The 19,867-nt window shown below is 47.9% G+C and carries 11 protein-coding genes; 4 read left to right on the top strand and 7 right to left on the bottom strand.

Annotation, left to right across the window (positions count from 1 at the left end; genetic code table 11):
* Positions 1 to 50: 50 nt before the first annotated feature.
* From KOE27_RS21080 to KOE27_RS21065, 4 genes are all read left to right on the top strand, one after another.
* On the top strand, positions 51 to 1,019 hold the full coding sequence (locus KOE27_RS21080; protein WP_215240765.1) for an MlaD family protein: 969 nt from the start codon (positions 51 to 53) through the stop codon (positions 1,017 to 1,019).
* 121 nt (positions 1,020 to 1,140) lie between these two features.
* Positions 1,141 to 2,754 (top strand): acyl-CoA carboxylase subunit beta, encoded by a 1,614-nt coding sequence (locus KOE27_RS21075; RefSeq protein WP_215240764.1) that lies wholly within the window; start codon positions 1,141 to 1,143, stop codon positions 2,752 to 2,754.
* Positions 2,755 to 2,798: 44 nt separating this feature from the next.
* Positions 2,799 to 3,677: an NAD(P)-dependent oxidoreductase gene (locus tag KOE27_RS21070; protein ID WP_215240763.1), complete on the top strand. Its 879-nt coding sequence runs from the start codon at positions 2,799 to 2,801 to the stop codon at positions 3,675 to 3,677.
* A 145-nt stretch (positions 3,678 to 3,822) separates the two neighbouring features.
* Positions 3,823 to 5,766 carry an SGNH/GDSL hydrolase family protein gene (locus KOE27_RS21065; protein WP_215240762.1) on the top strand — a complete coding sequence of 648 codons (1,944 nt, stop codon included), beginning with the start codon at positions 3,823 to 3,825 and terminating at the stop codon, positions 5,764 to 5,766.
* Positions 5,767 to 5,792: 26 nt separating this feature from the next.
* Here KOE27_RS21065 and KOE27_RS21060 read toward each other — a convergent pair whose 3' ends face one another.
* The 7 genes from KOE27_RS21060 to KOE27_RS21030 form a co-directional block, all read right to left on the bottom strand.
* Positions 5,793 to 7,940, bottom strand: coding sequence for an alpha-galactosidase (locus KOE27_RS21060; protein ID WP_215240761.1), 2,148 nt, complete (start codon positions 7,938 to 7,940; stop codon positions 5,793 to 5,795).
* An 89-nt stretch (positions 7,941 to 8,029) separates the two neighbouring features.
* A complete protein-coding gene (locus KOE27_RS21055) occupies positions 8,030 to 9,175 on the bottom strand; it encodes an alpha/beta hydrolase family protein (RefSeq protein WP_215240760.1) in 1,146 nt (381 codons plus the stop codon).
* A 58-nt stretch (positions 9,176 to 9,233) separates the two neighbouring features.
* Positions 9,234 to 11,459 carry an alpha-galactosidase gene (locus tag KOE27_RS21050; protein WP_215240759.1) on the bottom strand — a complete coding sequence of 742 codons (2,226 nt, stop codon included), beginning with the start codon at positions 11,457 to 11,459 and terminating at the stop codon, positions 9,234 to 9,236.
* Positions 11,460 to 11,583: 124 nt separating this feature from the next.
* Positions 11,584 to 13,494, bottom strand: coding sequence for a heparinase II/III domain-containing protein (locus tag KOE27_RS21045; RefSeq protein WP_215240758.1), 1,911 nt, complete (start codon positions 13,492 to 13,494; stop codon positions 11,584 to 11,586).
* Between the two features lie 11 nt (positions 13,495 to 13,505).
* Positions 13,506 to 14,849: an SGNH/GDSL hydrolase family protein gene (locus KOE27_RS21040; RefSeq protein WP_215240757.1), complete on the bottom strand. Its 1,344-nt coding sequence runs from the start codon at positions 14,847 to 14,849 to the stop codon at positions 13,506 to 13,508.
* Between the two features lie 63 nt (positions 14,850 to 14,912).
* On the bottom strand, positions 14,913 to 16,388 hold the full coding sequence (locus tag KOE27_RS21035; protein WP_215240756.1) for a RagB/SusD family nutrient uptake outer membrane protein: 1,476 nt from the start codon (positions 16,386 to 16,388) through the stop codon (positions 14,913 to 14,915).
* Positions 16,389 to 16,399: 11 nt separating this feature from the next.
* Entirely contained in the window at positions 16,400 to 19,702 is a 3,303-nt protein-coding gene (locus KOE27_RS21030; protein WP_215240755.1) for a TonB-dependent receptor, read from the bottom strand.
* Between the last annotated feature and the right edge of the window lie 165 nt (positions 19,703 to 19,867).

Below are 19,867 nucleotides of genomic sequence, written 5' to 3'. Positions count from 1 at the left end.
AATATTAAAAAACACTGCGAAAGCCTCGCTGGCTTTCGATCGTATAGTCCATGAAAATATCAAAAGAAACGAAGGTCGGAATAATGGCAATGTTCGCGATCGTGATGTTGTATTTCGGGTTTCATCTGCTTAAAGGATCAGATCTCTTTTCAAGAACACACCGTTACTATGTCATATATGACAATATAGATGGGTTGACGGCCTCTAACCCCGTGCTGCTCAATGGTTTGAATGTAGGGAGGGTACAGGAAATAAAGCTTTTGCAAAATCGGAAAAACCATCTGCTGGTATCCCTGGATATTCAGAAAGGCATTCGCTTACCGGGTGGCTCAACTGCGCTGCTCGCAGACGGAGGCCTGCTGGGAGGTAAGGTGATTCGCTTGTCGATGGGTACACTTCCAAATATCCTGAACGAAGAAGACACGCTGGCGGGAAGTAAGGAAGCGGGAATTTCAGCGCTCCTGCAGGAAAAAGCGTTACCCGTTGTTACCCATGCCGACTCCCTGATCCGTAACCTGAACATTGTGGTCATGGGTTTTGCGGAAACAGGTAAAATACTGAACCAGGTCCTGCAAAACTACGATCAGACGGGAAACAGCTTACAGGGCCTGCTGGGTGAGAACCGGAAAAACCTGCTGGCCATGACCAGCAATCTTAACAAACTTACCACTTCGCTGGTCGAGACAGAAAAGGAGTTAAAACCGCTGCTTTCCAAAACAAGTACCCTGGCTGATTCTCTCAACGCGTTGCGACTGGGGGAGACCATTCAGGGCGCAAACAAAACCATTGCAGAGCTACGGCAGATACTGGCCAGTGTGGAGGCCGGGAACGGTACCGCCGGGAAACTTGTGAAGGATGAAACACTATACAATAACCTCAATAAAACAATGGTCAGCCTGAATAAACTGCTGACCAATTTCCGGGAAGAACCTAAAAGATACGTGCATGTTTCGGTGTTTGGCAAGAAGGATAAAGGCCCGAAGGAATCACCGCTGGACACTGCTACGGTCATAAAATAGCCGTGATGTTCCGAATTTCCCGCCGCTAAAAAACGAAGGTCGCTTGCATCAGTAGGTGGCCTTCGTTTTTTATTTGACTAAGCTTTTTATACATTTCTGTATTAATTATCACCAGGGAATTATGGCACATCAACAAACGATATCCCAGTTGTTAGAAACCCTTCACCGGAAGTATGATGAAGTGAAAATGGGCGGTGGTACAAAAAAAATACAGACACAACACCAAAAAGGTAAGCTTACTGCCAGAGAAAGGATAGATTATCTCGTGGATGACGGTTCCTGGTTTCTGGAAATAGGAGCTTTTGCCGCGGATCATATGTATGAGGAAGAAGGTGGTTGTCCGTCGGCAGGTGTGGTTGTAGTGGTAGGTTATGTAGCGGGGAGACAATGCGTTATTGTGGCCAACGATGCGACTGTGAAAGCGGGCGCATGGTTTCCGCTTGCCGCAAAGAAGAACCTGCGCGCTCAGGAAATTGCAATGGAAAACCGGCTCCCTGTGATTTATCTGGTGGATAGTGCCGGCGTATATCTTCCGATGCAGGCCGAAGTGTTTGCGGATAAAGAGCATTTCGGACGGATATTCAGAAATAATGCACGTATGTCATCTATGGGTATCGTTCAGATATCGGCCATTATGGGAAGCTGCGTGGCAGGTGGAGCATATTTGCCGGTCATGTCCGATGAAGCCTTTATCGTTGAAGGAACCGGGTCGGTTTATCTGGCCGGACCTTATCTCGTCAAATCATCCATTGGAGAAGATATCGATTCTGAAACACTGGGCGGAGCGACGATGCATTGCGAAATCTCGGGTGTGACGGATAATAAATTCCCGGACGACAAAAGCTGTCTGGACGCGATCAAACGGTATATTGACAAAATTGGCCAGCCGGCCAGTGCAGGATTTAACCGGACCATCGCGGTAACTCCGGCCCGTTTGCCTGAGGAAATATATGATATTTTACCCGTTGACCGATTGAAGCCGTATGACATGCGTCCGATTCTGGAATGCATTACCGATGCCTCGGAGCTGGACGAATATAAACCTGACTACGGGAAAACAATTATTTGTGCTTATGCCAGGGTGGATGGCTGGGCAGTAGGAATTGTGGCAAATCAGCGGACAATGGTGAAGTCGGGCAAGGGGGAAATGCAAATGGGCGGGGTAATATATGGGGAATCCTCTGACAAAGCGGCCAGATTTATCATGAATTGTAACCAGAAGAAGATACCGCTGGTGTTCTTTCAGGATGTTACGGGTTTTATGGTAGGCAGCAGGGCAGAACAAGGTGGGATTATCAAAGATGGAGCCAAGATGGTGAGCGCCGTAGCCAATTCCGTAGTGCCCAAATTTACTTTCATCGTTGGGAATTCCTATGGAGCGGGGAATTATGCCATGTGCGGAAAGGCCTATGATCCCAGGCTGATATTTGCCTGGCCAACGGCACAAATGGCTGTGATGAGCGGCGCCAGTGCGGCTAAAACGCTCTTGCAGATACAGACGGCGGCCTTAAAGGCAAAAGGGGAAATGATTACTGCCGAAACTGAAAAACAGATTCTGGAAGATATCAGTGCCAAGTATAATCAGGAACTCTCCCCTTACTATGCAGCGGCACGTCTTTGGGTTGACGGGATCATTGATCCTACAGATACGCGGCGGATTATTTCAGCCGGTATTGAAGCAGCAAACCAGGCACCGGTTGAAAAACCCTTCAATGTCGGGGTCATTCAGGTATAGATATCATTACTGAGTATAAAGTCAACGTTGAAAATTGCGTACAAATGGATTTAAAACAGATAGCATTTCTTGGTTTGGGAAACCTGGGGACACCCATAGCAGAAAATTTGTTACAAGCAGGTTATCACCTGACAGTCTGGAACAGGACAGCATCCAGAGCAAAACCTTTGGTAGACCTTGGTGCTAAACAAACAGAAAACCTGGTAGATGCAATTACTCCGGGTGCCTTGGTAATATCGGTACTGGCAGACGATGCTGCGCTGGAGGAAGTTGTTTCGGCCGGGTTTCTTGAAAAACTGGGTAGCGGAATTCATATTTCCATGAGCACCATCTCCCCCGATACATCTCGGAAATTGGCAGGATTACATACTGCCGCGGGGTCGTCTTATGTTGCAGCCCCTATTTTTGCACGGCCCGAGGCTGTGGTGGCCAAGGTAGGAAATATATGTATTTCTGGGGATGCGAAGGCCAGGGAAGCAGTGAAACCCGTTTTACAAAATTTCGTGAAGGGTATTTATGATTTCGGGGAAGACCCGGGAGCTGCTAATGTGGTGAAACTGCTGGGTAATTTTATGATTGGTGCCAGCATTGAAATGATGGCTGAAGCATTTACCGTTGCTGAAAAGAGTGGGATAGGCAGGCAGCAGATTTATGAGATGCTGACCCAGACACTTTTTGCAGCCCCTATTTTTCAGAATTACGGAAGAATCGTTGCCAATCATGCCTATGAACCGGTAGCATTTAGACTGCCATTAGGGCTGAAAGACGTTAATCTTACTTTACAGACCGCCACAAAAGTAAATGTTCCGATGCCCATAGCTGACCTGGTCAGGAACCGTTTTATATCGGCACTGGCAAAGGGGAGAGATAACCTGGACTGGGGAGCCCTTGCCCTGGGGGCTTCGGATGACGCAGGGATGTAAGTGCGGTGTGAGAGGGAAACCATTTTTCCGGTTTCCCCGAGTTTTATTTGGAAAATAAAGTACATGATCGGACAGTGCCCCGCTTACTGTTAATAAACCGCCTTTTCAAGCGGTAAAAATGGCATTTGCTGTGCTTTTCCGAGATATGAAAAAGATAACAGCGCTTGCAATTTACATCCAGTTGATAGGTTACTTGTCCGTTTTTGCTCAGTCCGGAAGTGTTCCGGCAACTGTTTCATCAAACTGGAAAGGCTTTGAAAAGGTATCCTTCAAATTTGAAAACCGGGAAGCCTGGTATGTAAAACCAAAAAGTCCTGTGCCGGGTAATCCATGGGTATGGCGTGCCCATTTTCCAGGCTGGCATACCGAAATGGACAGTATACTGCTGTCACGCGGGTTTCATGTGGTATATGTCAACACCAATGATATGTTCGGGAATCCCGAAGCTATGCAGGTTTGGGATAACTTTTACGACTTCCTGGTAAAGCAAAAACAGTTTGCTCCCAAAGTGGCGCTTGAGGGCGTGAGCCGCGGCGGATTATATGTATATAACTGGGCCAAACGAAATCCAGATAAGATAAGCTGTATTTATGCGGAAGCGCCCGTATGCGATCCCCGCAGCTGGCCAGGAGGAAAAGGCAAAGGGCCTGGGTCTGAAAAGGACTGGGCGTCATGGCTCAGCCAGTATAAACTCACCGAAGAGCAGGCCGGTAATTTTACAGATATCCCCCTGAAAGATCTGGAAGGACTTGCAGCATTTAAAGTACCCATTCTGCACGTGATCGGGTTGAACGATAAAATTGTTCCGCCTTCGGAAAATTCGGATATACTCATCCAAAACTATACTAAACTGGGCGGACCGGCCAGTGTTTATCCCATGACCCGCGGAGAACAAAAGCTGGATGGCCATCATTTTCCGATTGAAAGGCCGGATTTACTCGCCAATTTCATTTATCACAATAGTGTCCCTGTCCTTAGGCCGGTAGATCGTACACCTTATATCGAAGTTAACGCAGGTCTTTCCCGCGCTTTTGCCAAATTTAAAAATGAACGTAAGGGAACAGTTGCTTTTCTGGGCGGATCAATTACCTACAATCCGGGATGGCGCACCAAAACCGCTCAATACCTGCGGGAGAAATTTCCAGATACTGAGTTTACCTTCATTGCAGCCGGTATTCCTTCGCTTGGAAGTACACCCCATGCTTTCAGATTTGAAAGGGATGTACTTGCAAAAGGCACTCCTGACCTGCTGTTTGTAGAAGCTGCCGTGAACGATAGGGGAAATGGGTTTAGCGAAAAGGCGCAGGTAAAAGCGCTGGAGGGAATTTTGAGGCAAATGCATTTCAAAAATCCAAACGCGGATGTGGTACTGATGGCATTTGCGGAACCGGCCAAGAATGAAGATTATGATGCGGGTAGGGTACCTGTTGAAGTGTCTGTTCATCAGAGGGTTGCCAAACATTATGGTGCTTCCTATATCAATCTGGCCAAAGAAGTGCATGACCGTATCGCGGCCGGAGAGTTTTCCTGGAAATATGATTTTAAGGATCTACATCCTTCTCCATATGGGCAGGAAGTTTATTTTCAGACCATCAAGGAATTGCTGAAACGTACCCCTGCTGATAATGGCTCAGGTAAGCTGCCTGCGTCTCTTGACAGATTTTCGTATGAAAAGGCGCGGTATCATCCTGTTACGGAAGCCAAAAAGTTAAAAGGTTTTGCCGTAGATCCAAACTGGAAACCGAAGGACAAAACATCCACCAGAGCTGGATTTGTAGAAGTACCCATGCTGGTAGGCGAAGCGCCGGGTTCATCGTTCGACTTCGAATTTAAAGGCCGGGCCGTTGGGATAGCAATCATTTCAGGGGCAGACGCCGGAAAGATTGCCTATACCATAGATGGGAAAAAAGTGCAGTCGCTGGATCTGTTTACCCGGTGGAGCACCCAGTTACATCTTCCCTGGTATCTGATGCTGGCAGATGAACTCTCTTCCGGCAAGCATATTTTACATGTCGAAATTTTACAGGATAAAAATGAAAAAGGTACCGGTAACGCCTGCAGAATTGTTCATTTCCTGGTGAATGAATAAGGACATCTACCATCTAAATCTGATGTTTACGAGCCATTGTTCACCCCAAAGAATATAATCTTTGCAGATGCTTCTTCAAACGTAACATCAATCTGGGCATGGCCGTTTGCTCCTTTTTTGACAGTCGCGCCTTCATTGGTCCAGGAATGGTGGTTTACCTTACCTCTGGTAATGTAGGAAAACTGCCCTTTTGCATTGGCAAAAATAACAACCACCCCTTTCCCGGTTAAAGGGTTTATTTTTTCGTAAATCTCCGGTGTATCACCAGGCCTTCCTACCCGTACGGGATCTGCCTTCGCGATATCATCCCTGACCTCTTTGTATTTGCTCAGTATTTTGGCAAATCGCCCTACGCCTTCGGGAGATGTTTTCAGGATATCTCCCCAAATCGAGTTCTGCCCCAATACCAGCGAAGCCAGGTTAATGATCTGAGAACTTCCGGGATCGTCGGGCTGATAGTTGGCCAGGAACAAATTGGAAGGAATCCATTTGTCATAGTCCAGTACCGAACGCATAAACCAGGTTCGGGCGGGTCCCGGCTGCACAAAGATATTCCGGTTGCCGTTGGGCAAAAGGCTGCTCCCCTTTTTGGTAAGATCGAAATTATGGTAATAGGGGCCATTGTTCAGGATAAAGTAGCGTCCCGAGGCCAGAAACTGCAAACCGGCACCAATCCTCCCGGCCTCGGTAACATCGAAATCGAAAATAACTGCAGGACAGGCAGCACTTACTTTCTCTATGATTTTACCCAAAAAAACCGGTATCAGAAAACCATACGATTGCTGCCGCTCTTCCCGTGTATTGGAAGATGTACCGTGGAAATGACCGGGATCGTCGCAGCCTGTTTGGCCTACTCCATCCAAATAAAAATAATGGATACCCGTTTCTTTATAGAGACGGATCAATTCGGCCGCGTAATATTCCCAGTAGGGACTCACCGGGCACATATCCACGCTTTCTTCCGTCTCCCAAACGGGCGAAGGCTGTCCGTGTTTGCCGTTGGAGGTCTTCAGGTACTTTTTGTTTTGCTGCAAAGCCCGGCTTGACACAGCAGCTTTTTCCGGGTCCATCCATACACCCAGCTTCATGCCATAACCCTCTGCTTTTCTTCGGATCTGACGAAAACCATCTGGGAAATTCTTCGGATGTATACCCCAGTCGCCTGTCTTATCAAACCAGCCTGCATCAATTACATATACCTCTATACCCATGTCGCTGGCGCGGTCTATTTCCTTCAACGTGTATTCCAGATTCATGTTGGAAAGATACTGGCCACCCGCCCATTTGTCCCTCTCCTGACGCCCCCAGGTATTGTAATAAATGTAGGGTTTGCGGCTCTCCATATTTTGAGAAATGTATTGTGCCATGAACCGACGATAATCAGCAGCCAGCTTCTCTTCATCACCAGCAACTCCGCCAGCTTCCAGCCATATCGTGGAATAACCATCGGCCTGTTGTCCTTCATAATAGTTACCCTTGACGGCCGTAAGGCTGGCAGTACTGTCTTCCCCAAACCGGTATTCCAGGAACCGGTTCGGATACATGGAGTCATGTTCATAAGCCAGTAAAAAGCATGATTTCCCGTTGGCGGCAACTAAAACGGGCCCGGCAGCAGATCCGCCATTCTCAAAATCAGCCCTGGTAACCGGTACTTCCGAAAGGTTACAGGAATGGATCATTTCATTAAAAACGGCAAGCCGTACTTCCTTCACTTTTGAAAAATCCTGCAAAGACGCAGACAGATAGGTGAGCTGATTCTTTCCTGTTTTTTGGGATAAGATGGCGTTTCCGGCTTTTAACGAGTAGCTGAAGCGGACGATGGGATTGTCCGCCGCTGCCCGGATTTTCATCTGAAAGCGTAAACCGGCATTCGCTTCAAAAGGCCCTTCATAAAGGTATTCCTTCACGCCGTTGGGTAAGGCTTGCACGGCACCAGCCGCTCGCAGGTATTGCAGGATAACGGGCGTTTCCTTCCCATTTATTTCAAAAACGGGTAAACGAAGCCGGAGCCGTTCGCCGTTCGCAAGCGTATACTGCCAGGAATCAACGTGTGACGACGACCAGGAAATCTTAAAAAGAGTAAGATCCAGCGTCTCCTTCCCTGCCGACTGGCCGGAAACCAGGTGGCCTTTTATACAGGCAATGAATATCAAAAACAGTGGGAAGCGGCGCATATTCAACGAATAAGGAATGTTTAAAATTAAGTGTTGATTGTTTGGTTATTATGAATCAACTTGTCAGGGTTTAGACTGCATCCGGCAGGTCAAAAGGCTCCTCCCCAATGCCTGTTTAAAAAGGGCCAGGCTCCGGCCTTGTAATACCTGTGCCCTTCGGCACCTTCATAGAACTCACAATTACCGGGCGCTCCGGCCACCTGATAGATATCCTTCGCACGCTGAAAAGACTTCCGTGCTTCTATGATCGGGAAATTTTTATCGAGCTTTCCGTTGATCGCACAAAAAAGCCGGGGAGCAATTAGCCCTGCGATGTCACCCATTTCTCCCAGGTTTAAAATACCTGGAATGTAGTTGCACTCACAATGCCGGAATGTACCGATACTGCCCGAAAACGTATTGAAGTAGGAGGCTGGAATACCCGCAGCAATACGTGTGTCACAGGCCGCAGCGAAAAGGGTAGTGGTGCCTCCGCCCGAATTTCCGGTAACAACTATTTTTTTGGGATCAATGTGTAATTCCGCCAGTGCCCAGTCGATAATCTTCGAAACATCCCATACACGATCGCCAACCGCTGTGCGACCCACCAGAATATTGTGCAGGAGCAAGGTTCTGCATGATCTGTCGGCATCAGCTTTCAGGTCTGTTGCCGTTCGGGTCTCCCCGAACCCCCTTGCAGTAGGTGCTATTGCGATATATCCTTCCTTCACGGCCTGTATGGCCACATCTCTTTCCCCAGCTTCAGCGTGTTCCTTGTCATGATCGTTATAATAAATACCGGCGTACATCTCCGTATTTTTCGAATGCCCATGTGGTGCAATAACAAGTCCACGCTGCCGTTCCGGCCCTTTCGGACGAAGTAAAATAAAGGGTAATGGGACCGTAGGTTCAGTCCAGATCCGCCATTTCTCCCGTATGGCAAATCCAATATCTTCAGACGATATCCTTTCGGCCCTGGGTTTAAAACCCGCCAACTGAGTTTCCAGAATAGCCAGCCCCAGGGTTTTCTTTAGCTCGGGTCTGAAAGCATTTTGCCATTTCTCAAAATCAGATTTGGTTTTACCCCTGAAAGCGAATTTCATGTCGGCGACGCCAAACATGGCTGAGGAAGTTTTTACGTCGTCGTAATGCTCACTGAAAGCTGGAAACAGTGGTTTCGTGGTAGTTTTCCCTGCTTGACATTGGCTGAGCAGTAAGGCTGCGGCTAGCAGAAGGAGGTTACGTAGTACTGACATTGGCGCCGGCTTGAATTTTTGTTTTTTATGAATCAGAAGAGCATTTTGCCGGTTGTTACTATTTCTCAGACAGCTCTATTACCTCCTGGCTCAGCACAGGCAGTTCCAGTTCCAGCCTTCCTTGCTGTAATTGTTTTCCGGTAAAAAAACCCAGATCCCTGCCTGAAAAAGATAATCGAACCCGATACCTGTTATGGGGAGCTACCCACGGGATATTGATTTTTCGTGAAGGCAGTCCGTCGGTTCCCCGTAACACCACCACCACGCCATGTCCCTGCTCATTCAGCTTTCCCCACCAATGCCAATCGGAATCGGACGGTGCCGGAACGCCACTGTACTGGAAATGAGCGTAAATATTGTATGATGCCTGCATCCGCGCGAAGGCGTCGAATCGGAGACGATATTGTGCTATGTTCTGATCTGTTAACGAGGTGAGGTCACCCGAGAAAGACAAAGGTGATCCCATCATCCAGCTGCAAATCTGCCTGTCAAGGATTTTTGGGGATAAACTCCCGTTAAAGTTGGTAGTTACTGCTCCGAATACCTCTATTCTGTCCAAAGGCAGGCCTCTGTGCTTGTACAAGAGATTTCTTGCCCGGAATGCTCCTTTTAGCAAAGCGCGGGAGAGGCTGTCGGGCTTATAATTCCAATCGGTGGAAACGAGCTTGCTACGATTCCCGGCTCCCCAGTATTCATTGGGCGCAGCGTGGTAGGAGTCTGCATGTTTCAGCACGGCAACGTCCCCGGGCGGGCCGGGAGTTTTCCAGTAAATTTCATGCGACAACTGAAGAAAGACATTCGGTGCCGACTGATGAACTTTGTCCTGGGCAGCCAGTAATCCCCGCAGGCCGCGTAAGTAAGATTCTTTGAGCGTTCGGCTGTCATGTCCCATGGCTATGTCGCCATAGCAGATATTACTCAGGTCCTGCTTAAAATAGACCGCTCCATAGGTATCGTGCAGATATATCAGGTCCTGGGCATAGTAGTCTTTCCAGGAACTTGCCAGGCTCATTCCTACGCCACCGCTTCGCCGGATCAAAGGCAGGCTGGCGGCTCCCGGCATGGCGGTCAGGTCATCGCTTTGTTTCTCATTCCGAAAAACGGAAACCCACAGCCCAAGCTTCATGCCTTTGTTATGCAGATAATTGCCAAAACTTTTCAGGTCAGGAAAATTGGAAAGATTCGGATTTCTACTGGAAGGAGCCCAGCCACCGCCGGGGCCCTGATCGTACCATCCGGCATCTATCTGAAAACATTTGAATCCCATTCGTTCGGCAATAGCTGCCGCCTGCCGCATATTTCCTTCATTTACCCCGGCGGCATAATTGGTCCATGAGCACCAGAGCGGCGCAGGGGTACGTTCTGAGGGGAACGGAAGCAAAACGTGTTTTTTTAAAAATCGCTTAAAATCAGCCTCCACGCAGCGGTCCAGCGCCGTTGAAACGGCCGAAACGGTCGGATAGGACTTACCACTGAAGGCATACATGAAAACCGGTTCAGATTCAAAACTTTCCGATGGGCCAATGACCCACTCAAAATATTCGCTGGAGTAACCGGCGGCACCCTGGTCAGAGATGGTACGTAACATGGAAGGTATTTCGTTGACAACCAGTATTCCCGTTTCAAAGGACTTGTCACTGAATGCCACAATACTCGATCCGACTCCTCTTTCCTGAGGCGTCAGCAATGTTCTGGTCTGCACACCGGTCATTACCGCAATATCGTCAAGCACCAAATGGCTGATTTTAATCCACTGTGCACTGTTGTTGTGAAACCTTATCTTTTTTCGGATTGCCGGGAATCCTTGATAGATTTCGTAGATCACCTCAGCCGAAAGATGTTGCCAGCCTGATTGGGACGAGCCACGAAAACGAATGATCAGTTCTTTTTTCTCGCTGTACGGTGCGGAAACCGTGACGTAATATTCATCGAAAATGGTACGAAAGCTGCTTCCGCTTACCCGCAAGGAATCAACCCACTTTACGTTTTGTTCAACAAGCGCTTTTCCTGTTTTTAAATGCAGCGCATCGGTTTGGTCCTGAATCGTTTCACTTTGCTCCACGCCTGCCTGGCCGGTGTGGGAAATCCCCATGGGCATGACGTTCGGGCTGGCTTTCCAAAGCGAGACCGAAAAGCCGCTGCCTTTGTCTTTCGCCACCTCTGATCCGGAAACGGACACCGCAGAGGTTACCAGATCACTCATCCTGATCTTTCTTTCCAGGATACCGGCTTGTATGATCAGTTCATTGCCGTTACGTAGTATCCCCCAGTTGCCCTGTGCCATAACTGAGGCTTGGCAAAGGAGTAAAAACAAAAAGCTATGTCGGAACAATTTACGCATAAGTTTTTTAAATCACTGATTAACAAGTTTTACCATGATGGTCATTTCTAAAAATCACCCCGACTTCCTACTTGCCATTCCAGCTATCCAGTTTTCCAATAGGAGGAAAACCTGTTCTGTTTTTGGAGAAAAAGGTATTGAAATACTGTTCCGTGCCTGCAGGGATATTGGCTTCAAAACCTACCAAAGCGGTACCGGGATTAGGTGCATCGTAGTCTTTGGGAGGCGTAGTCGGCCAGGTCTTGATAGATATGGGAAGTTCAGAGTCAAAAATCAGATACATTGTTTTACCATTTTGCGTCAGTTCTACGGTCTTTTTGTCCAGAACTTTTACATGGGCAGGTGTTAACAGCGTCCATCTCAATGTGGTATTGCGGTCAGGGGCTTTTACTTCGTCCCGAATCACGACTTCACGGTTGTCGATGATGGATATACCGCGTTTGGCGCTTTGCAACTGCCCCCGATATACCGTGCTGATATCTGAGATAACCGACATGCGGCTGGAGCTTTCCGACCAGTTGTCGATTTTGGCATAGCCATCTACCCGCTGATGCTGTCCGTTTATAGTAAGTGTATTGTGAACCAGGTTATTGTATCTGAAGATCTGCCATCTTTGGGCATCTTGCGTATGTCCGAACACTCTTACTCCCCTCCTTTCCAGGCTATAATAATCCTGAGAACCGAAATCCATCGCCCATCTTTCACCGTAGGCATCCAGCACAAAGGAGCCTACATCCATCTGGCCATGGCTCATATCGGGTGTACCTGCTTTGAACCCGATAAAGATGGCGTTACGATTGGTCCAGGAAGTCCTCATAAAACCTACTGGGTTAGTGCCTTGTCCTATCCAAACTTTTTTCTCCGGCTTTTTTATTCGCGAAATGTCAAGCTGTGTTCCCCATATCAGCGCCGCCGGTAAAAGCCGGTTGGTAACCTGCCCGGGTGCCTTCCGGGTATTCATGAACTGCGTCTGCTGAAAAAGAACCGAATTGTCACCGGTTTTTGATGCGAACCAAAACGACGCCGGACTAAATCCTGCCAACTTTTCGCCACAATCGCCCCAGTTGTGTACTTCATTGATAGGGCCGGTAATATTTAGGATAAATGCAGCGGTTTTAAGAAAACCGGGCATGGCAGATAGTCCATAATCCTCACCTAGCGCCTTCTCCAAAGCACTGATGAGTAACACATTAAAACTTGTTCCGTATTCCCAGTACGCGTATCCTTCCGGGTAAGCACCATCTGGCTTGTAGGAGGCATTCATCACTTTTGGCACGCTTTGTAATGCGCGGTTTATAATATTTTGTGCCAATTCCGGCTCGTCTTCAGCTATCGCCAACGCACCAAAAACCATCCCCGAATTACAAACCTGATTCCAGTTGTGTTCGGAGGTGACGAACCTGTTGTATTTGCTGTCAAAGGAGATTCTGATACCCTTCTCAACCAGAGCAAGACGCAGGGTATCTTTCGTTGCAGCGGGCAAATCATGGTAGAGCCAATCGTATCCGATTGCCACGGCCATCGTCATTTCAGCCGTATCCAGAAAATGGGACGGGTTCCAGTCAGAAAACCTCGCTACTGAAAGCATTTCATTTTCTGCTCTGTTCAGATAGGCCGGGTTGCGCGTGGTCCGGTAGGCATAAGACAGCTGAAATACCCTTCGCAGACATTCCTGGGCACCCAAAAGTCTTTTGCCGGTCATCTCCCTGGTCAAAGGAGCCAATCCGAGTATGGTATCACACTCGTGCAAAATGGCTTCATGCACGGCCCGCCATTGCGGATGTTTTTGTACCTGATCTAAAATTCGCTTTTCTTCTCCTTTCAGAAGTAATATCCTTGGATGCCCTGTTTTGAGTTTCGACAAATCGGCAGCTGGTGTGGGAGCATATACCTCCTGTGCAAGCACCTGGGAGCATAGCCCGGCTAACCAGGCGAAAAAAATGATCTTATAAAGTGAAGGAATACGTCCTGAAACCATGTTAGTTGTTTTTATAAATCCTTTTGCATGCCCAATCTCACCACCTGAAATTTTGCATCCTTTCCTAAGAGAACCCGCGTAAAACTCTGGGCTTCGTTCCGCAACTCGGTTACCGGCGTTGTGATTATCTCTGAGAGAGGAGCATACATTTCCAGACTGGACCTGAGCATTTTCCATTTCATGTAGTCGGATGCCTCACTGGCGTTCAATGCGGAACGATGTATCATCCAATCCTTGAAAGACAGTGAGTCGGGTACGCCTGCCGGATTACCAGGAAAGCCTCCCAGCAAAAAAGCATTTGGTTTAAGCCTCTCTTTAACGGGATTACTCTCTTTTCCGTTGATATACAAAAAAGTCTCTCCCGCCGCATGCCTGTGCGCCAACGTCAGGTAAACCCATTGTCCCCGGGTAACCTCCGGAACGGAAAGATGTGTACTTAGCGACCCGCTTTGATAAATCACTTTCCCGCCTTCCCACTTAATGACTGAAACACCGCTCCTGTGCATCACGGCCGCAATTACACCCTCACCTGCTACCTGAAACATAAAGCTTTCGGAAAAGGAACGGATGAGTGTATCGGTGGTGACCTGTAACACAGGAGTTGTATTGCGTATGTTGAAAAAGCGTGTGTGATCGCTCGTCCAGTTTCTATAAGGCACCGGCTTTTTTGCTTCCAGTGCATCAAAAAGTGTGGGAACGACGGCACGGCTCATCTCTTCGTAGCCAAGGGCGTTCGGATGTCCACCGTTATATTCAAACCCTTTTACCCATTTTCCCGTACCGTCATCGACCGTACCCAGCAGGTTGATACTGGGTACGGGCCATTCATTGATGATGCCATTCATCTGACGGGTGATCTGGTAATACTCTTCCGAGAATGAATTTCGGGGATAACAATTGGTAAATACCGGAACGGCACCCATGACCCGTACGCTATCGGCCATTCGGAGAAGCCCTGCTCTGAACCTTTCCAAAATCCGGTGGCGTTCCGCATCCGTTGGCTGAACAATGCCTTCATTGCTCAATGACAGCCCTATTACCACATAATCCGGATGTTGTGGATAGAGGTCCTTTCGGATGCGTTGCTGTAGCCTGATGGTATTGTCGCCTCCAATAGAAACATTGACATATTTCCACCGGAGGGTGTCAAGGCGCCTGGCGAACCGTCCAGCATAACCCAGCTTTTCTTCATCGCCGCTTCCCCTGCAGACCGAAGAACCGAAGAAGGCGATCACCCGGGGCTTTTTTTCTTGCAACTGATGGGTACTGCTAACTTTGCAAGAAACCAGGAAGGGCAAAAAAATACCACCCCATAGCCATAAACGCCTGTATCGTTTACCTGCTACTAATAACATACCATTGGCTATTTAACGGCTTTTAAATAAAATTGACTATTCAGTTTTATAACTATCAGGAAACTACTCTGCCAGCTTCGGGTTCAGTAATAGTTCGCTATCGGGTATGGGAGCAAAATAATTGGATTTCGTAGGTTTTACGGCCAGTTGTATTTCGCTTGCGTCGCGGTTGGCGGCAGCTTTTTCAACTCCTTCAGTGCGCACGAGGTCAAACCAGCGGCTTGCATTAGGCTCCAGTCCGGCAAACTCCCAGCCCCGTTCGGCAATGACCGAATCTCTGAAAGCTTCTCTGGATAAACCAGCGGTAAGGTTGGCAAGTCCGGCCCGGTTTCTTACCTTATTGATGGCAGCATAAGCTGTGGCATCCGGTGCCCCCGACATCGCCTTCGCCTCTGCGTAGATGAGCAGTACTTCGGCAAACCGGATGACCTGATTGGTACGGCTTGATGTCCAGCCCACATTGATCCAGGGTTTATTCCAGTCAAAGTTGTCGCATTCAATATACTTTTTGTAGTAAGGGCGTTTTTGCTGAATTTCTGTCCAGTCCTTTATCGTAACGGTTCCGTTGGAATTCAAGATAGGAAACTTGGTCCAGAAGGTGGCATCTTTGCGGGGGCCTGCCGGAAAAGCTTTGAAGAAGTTCAGTTCAGCAAAAAAGTAGTCCCATCCTGCGTACTCAGAAGGGGATCCGCATAAGGGGCCGGATTGGTTGGCATCTCCATTCTTGTCATTGTAATACAACCCGAAAACGATTTCATCATTGAACCTAACATTTTTCCAAAGGTCGGCATAGTTGGCAACGAGCTTATACCCCCAGCGGTTCGCATTGTCTATAACTTCTTTTGCTTTTTCAGCGGCCAGTGCATATTTGGATTCATCCTTCAAAGGATATCCGGCCATATTCAGGTACACCAGAGACAAAGCCGCCTTGGCCGCTCCACTGGTCACACCCATTTTTGCCTTGTAGTCGGTCCAGGCATCAGGGAGCATCTCTTCTGCCTTTTTAAGGTCAGAAATAATCAACTCATAAACTTCCCTGGGTTCAGACGCAGTAAGGTCCGAATGCACTGTGAGATCCGTAATGAGCGGTATCTTGTTGTGAATCCTTACCAAAAAGAAGTAAAACCAGGCCCTGCCAAAATAAGCCTGGCCAAGCGCATACTTTTTAGCATCGGAATCAGGCACCTTTGCTGAATTGACGATGATATTATTGGCAAAATTGATGCCCTTGTACGACTGTCCCCACCAGTTGGTTAAAGATGTATTTGCTCCGGTTGGTTTAAATATCTCATATTCAAGTATGTCCACATTAACCTTAGAAGTAGTGACGTCATCGGCTCCGAACATGGCGCATGTTCCGCGTCCGGTCCGCTCGTAGATGGTCGTCAGCTGCTTGTACACCGTTACCACCGATGCCTCGAGCTGTTCAGGAGTTGTATAGTAGGTTTCAGGCGTGAGGAGCCCTTTGTTTTTCTCCTCCAGTATTGAGCATGAAAACAAGCCGTAAACAAGACAGAAATAGATAATATACTTTTTCATGAGCATACGAATTAGAAGTTTAACATGAGGCCGGCAGTGATCAGTTTGGACGTCGGATAAACGCCAAAATCTATCCCTGAGTCAAGATCACTATTGCCTGAGGATGAAACCTCAGGATCAAACCCCTGATACCTGGTAATGGTAAACAGGTTTTGTCCGCTGAGAGACAGCTTTATATCCCCAACCTTTGTTACGCGCCTGGGAATGGTATAGTTGATACTGATGTTGCGGACCTTGACGTAGCTGCCATCCTGCAGCCATCGCGATGAATTCATATAATTGGTATTGGTCGTACTCACAGCAGGCCATTGAGCATCCTGATTGGAGGGCGTCCAGATGTCGGCCGCCTCTTGGAGTGTAATGGTTCTTGAATCCGGTACCAAAACAGCCGCAGTGGCATAGGTCATATTATACACCTTGCGCCCTTCAACGCCCTGGATCAAAACATCGAGCGCCCAGTTTTTATAGGTGAAAGCGTTGTTGAGTCCCCAGCTGAACTTGGGATTGGAGTTCCCGATAATCTGGTAGTCGCTTGCATTAATAATCTTGTCGTTGTTAATGTCCTGATACTTCGAGTCGCCCGGCTTGTTTCCGAAGGCCATGGCCTGATCCGATTCCGCCTCGCTCCAGATACCCAGGTACCGCATGCCCCAGAAGGATCCCATGGGATTGCCTGCCTGCAGAACGAAAGCACTCGTGTTCATAATGCCGGACCCGTAGAGGGCTCCAAAGATTTTGGTGTCCGGTCCAAGGTTCACAACCTTATTTCGGAGTGTTGTAAAATTGAAATTAACGGCCCAGCCGAAATTCCGTACTTCTACCGCCCGATAGTCGAGACTTAGTTCAAATCCTTTGTTATCTATCCGGCCTACGTTGAGCAAGGTGTTGTAGCCACCATCATACAGCGCAATGGGTTTGTTCAGCAAGACGCCTTCCGTTTTTTTACTGAAAAAATCGAACGACCCGGATAGTTTGTTTTTCAGGATGGAAAAATCAATCCCAACATCCATTTGTGTGGTTTCTTCCCATCGCAAGCTGGTATTGGCGGGGGAAGACGGCCTGGTACCGGAGTACCGCGTTGAAGACCCAAAAGCATAACGTGTGGTACCCAGCGAAGAAAGTGTGGCATAAGATTTAACCGCCTGATTGCCTGTAATCCCCCAGCTCGCCCTTATTTTCAGGTTATCAAAAACATTCAGATTTTTTACAAAATCTTCTTCCGAGGCCAGCCAGCTTACCGCTGTGGAAGGGAAAAATCCCCATTTATTTTCATCTCTGAATTTTGAAGAACCGTCGGCCCTGTACGTGGCGGTAATGAAATATTTTCCTGCAAAATTATAGTTCAGCCTTCCGAAATAGGACAGGAGAGATGCGTATCCATAGCCACTCGTGGACGATACGCTCGAGCTTGTACCCAGGTTGTAATAATCGGTTATTCCGGCGGCAGTGGTAGAAAAATTATCCGATTGTGTGACAAACGCCTCGACACCACCGGTTGCCGAAAGGGAATGTTTGGCAAAAAAATTCTTTTCATAATTCACTAATCCATCTACCTGCCAGTTCAGCCTGTCATCAAACGTCCTGGTTGCAGATGTACTTGTTGATAGCTGCGCATTGATGGCACTGCGACCCTCCGCACTGGTTTTACTCAGACTCGCGATTCCGCTAACCGACAATCCTTCCAGAATCTGGTACTTAAGATTGGTGTTTAAAGAAATCACCTGCGTGTACACCTTGTCCACGGGCTCTTTGGCCAGCAGAACCGGATTTTGCCCTAAGGCCCCGTAAGGATCCGCTTTATTGTAAGTACCGTCTGCATTGTAAACAGAGGAAGTCGGAGACCACAGAAGACTTTGGAAAATGGGGTTTGCCTTGGACCCTCCGTTGCCCATGTCCGGATTGTTTCTTTCATTCCTCTGAAAATTGATATCAAAACCCATCGTTAGACGCTTGCCGAAATCGGCGTTCAGGTTGGTCCGGAACGAATATTTCTTACGATCCGTGTTGATCAGCGTTCCTTTTTCATCAATTAAATTACCCGAAACCAGGTATTTGACTTTATCCGAACCTCCTGAAACGGATACCTGGTAGTTCTGGCTGAGGCCAGTCCTGAATATCTCCTTTTGCCAATCGGTACCTCCATTCTGGCGAAAGGCAGAAATCTGATCGGTAGTAAATTTTGGAGAACCATAAGTAATATTGGCTAATGCTGCGTAATCGGCAGCCTCCAGCAGATCATACATCTTGCGGACTTTGCTGATGCCCACATTGGAAGTAAGGGTAATCCGTGGTGCGCCCGAGTCTCCCCGAAGTGTGGTGATCAGGATAACTCCATTGGCTCCTCTTGATCCGTAAATCGCTGTGGCTGATGCATCCTTTAATATTTCTACTGACTTGATGTCGTTGACGTTGATCTCATACGTAGCCGGAATTCCATCCACGATGATCAAAGGGTCATTGCTTCCTGTGGCTGAGTTGGCTCCTCTTATCCGTATTTTGGCCAGCTGCCCGGGCGCACCGGTAGTGTTGGTCACCGCAATCCCTGGTGCTCTGCCCTGAAGTACCTGCGAAAAATCGTTCATCGGATGATTCTTAAAGTCTTTGGAAGAGATGGAGGATACAGAACCGGTAAGGTCTCTCCTCGTGGTACTACCGTAACCGATAACCAAAACTTCGTTCAGAGATTTGGTGTCAATGGCCAGTCTGATATGCAATGAAGACAAGTTGCCGACCTTCACTTCCTGGCTTACATAACCAATGTAGCTGAATATCAACACGGCAGATTCATCTGCGTCAAGCTGGTAACTTCCTGTGGCATCCGTGACGGTTCCCTGCTGCGTTCCTTTCACCACAATGCTCACTCCTGGCATAGCCTCATTCTTTTCATCGGTCACCACACCCTTAATCCGCCTGCCTGTATGGGCCGCGACCTTTTTTTCTTCCTCCCCGTTGGGAGCCTTATCCAGCACGATATGCGGACCAGAAACTTTGTAGGTCAGATTGAGTGGACTGAGCAAATCCTGGAGTGCGGAAGATAGGCTTACGCCGGAAACACGGAGGGTAACTTTTTGTGACGCTGAAATTACCTGTGTACTGTATACGAAGCGTGCTTTGGTCTGCTTTTCGATATCCTTAAGTACCGAACGAACAGACTTTTCGTACACGTTCAGAGACACATGTTGCTGGAGAAGTTCCTGCCCGGACACTTTCCCGGCATTGACTACCCCCATACATATCCATAACATGATGATTGGAAAGAATCCGAATTTCATGGTCAAAAGAATTATTCTTCTGTTAATGATGTATTTCTTCATTAGATTTACCTGTTTTTGATTGTTTTAGACGGACAAGACAAAAACTCCCCTGCCACCGAATGCATCGCATGCGCTGTTTCATTCCGAAAGCAGGGTTGCCAATCGGTAGTGGTGACTCACTACCGATTTTAAACTTTGTATAACTATTTTTTCATAAGCAGCTCA

The organism is Dyadobacter sp. CECT 9275, assembly GCF_907164905.1.
Lineage (GTDB): Bacteria > Bacteroidota > Bacteroidia > Cytophagales > Spirosomataceae > Dyadobacter > Dyadobacter helix.
This window is presented reverse-complemented; position numbering and strand designations above follow the sequence as displayed.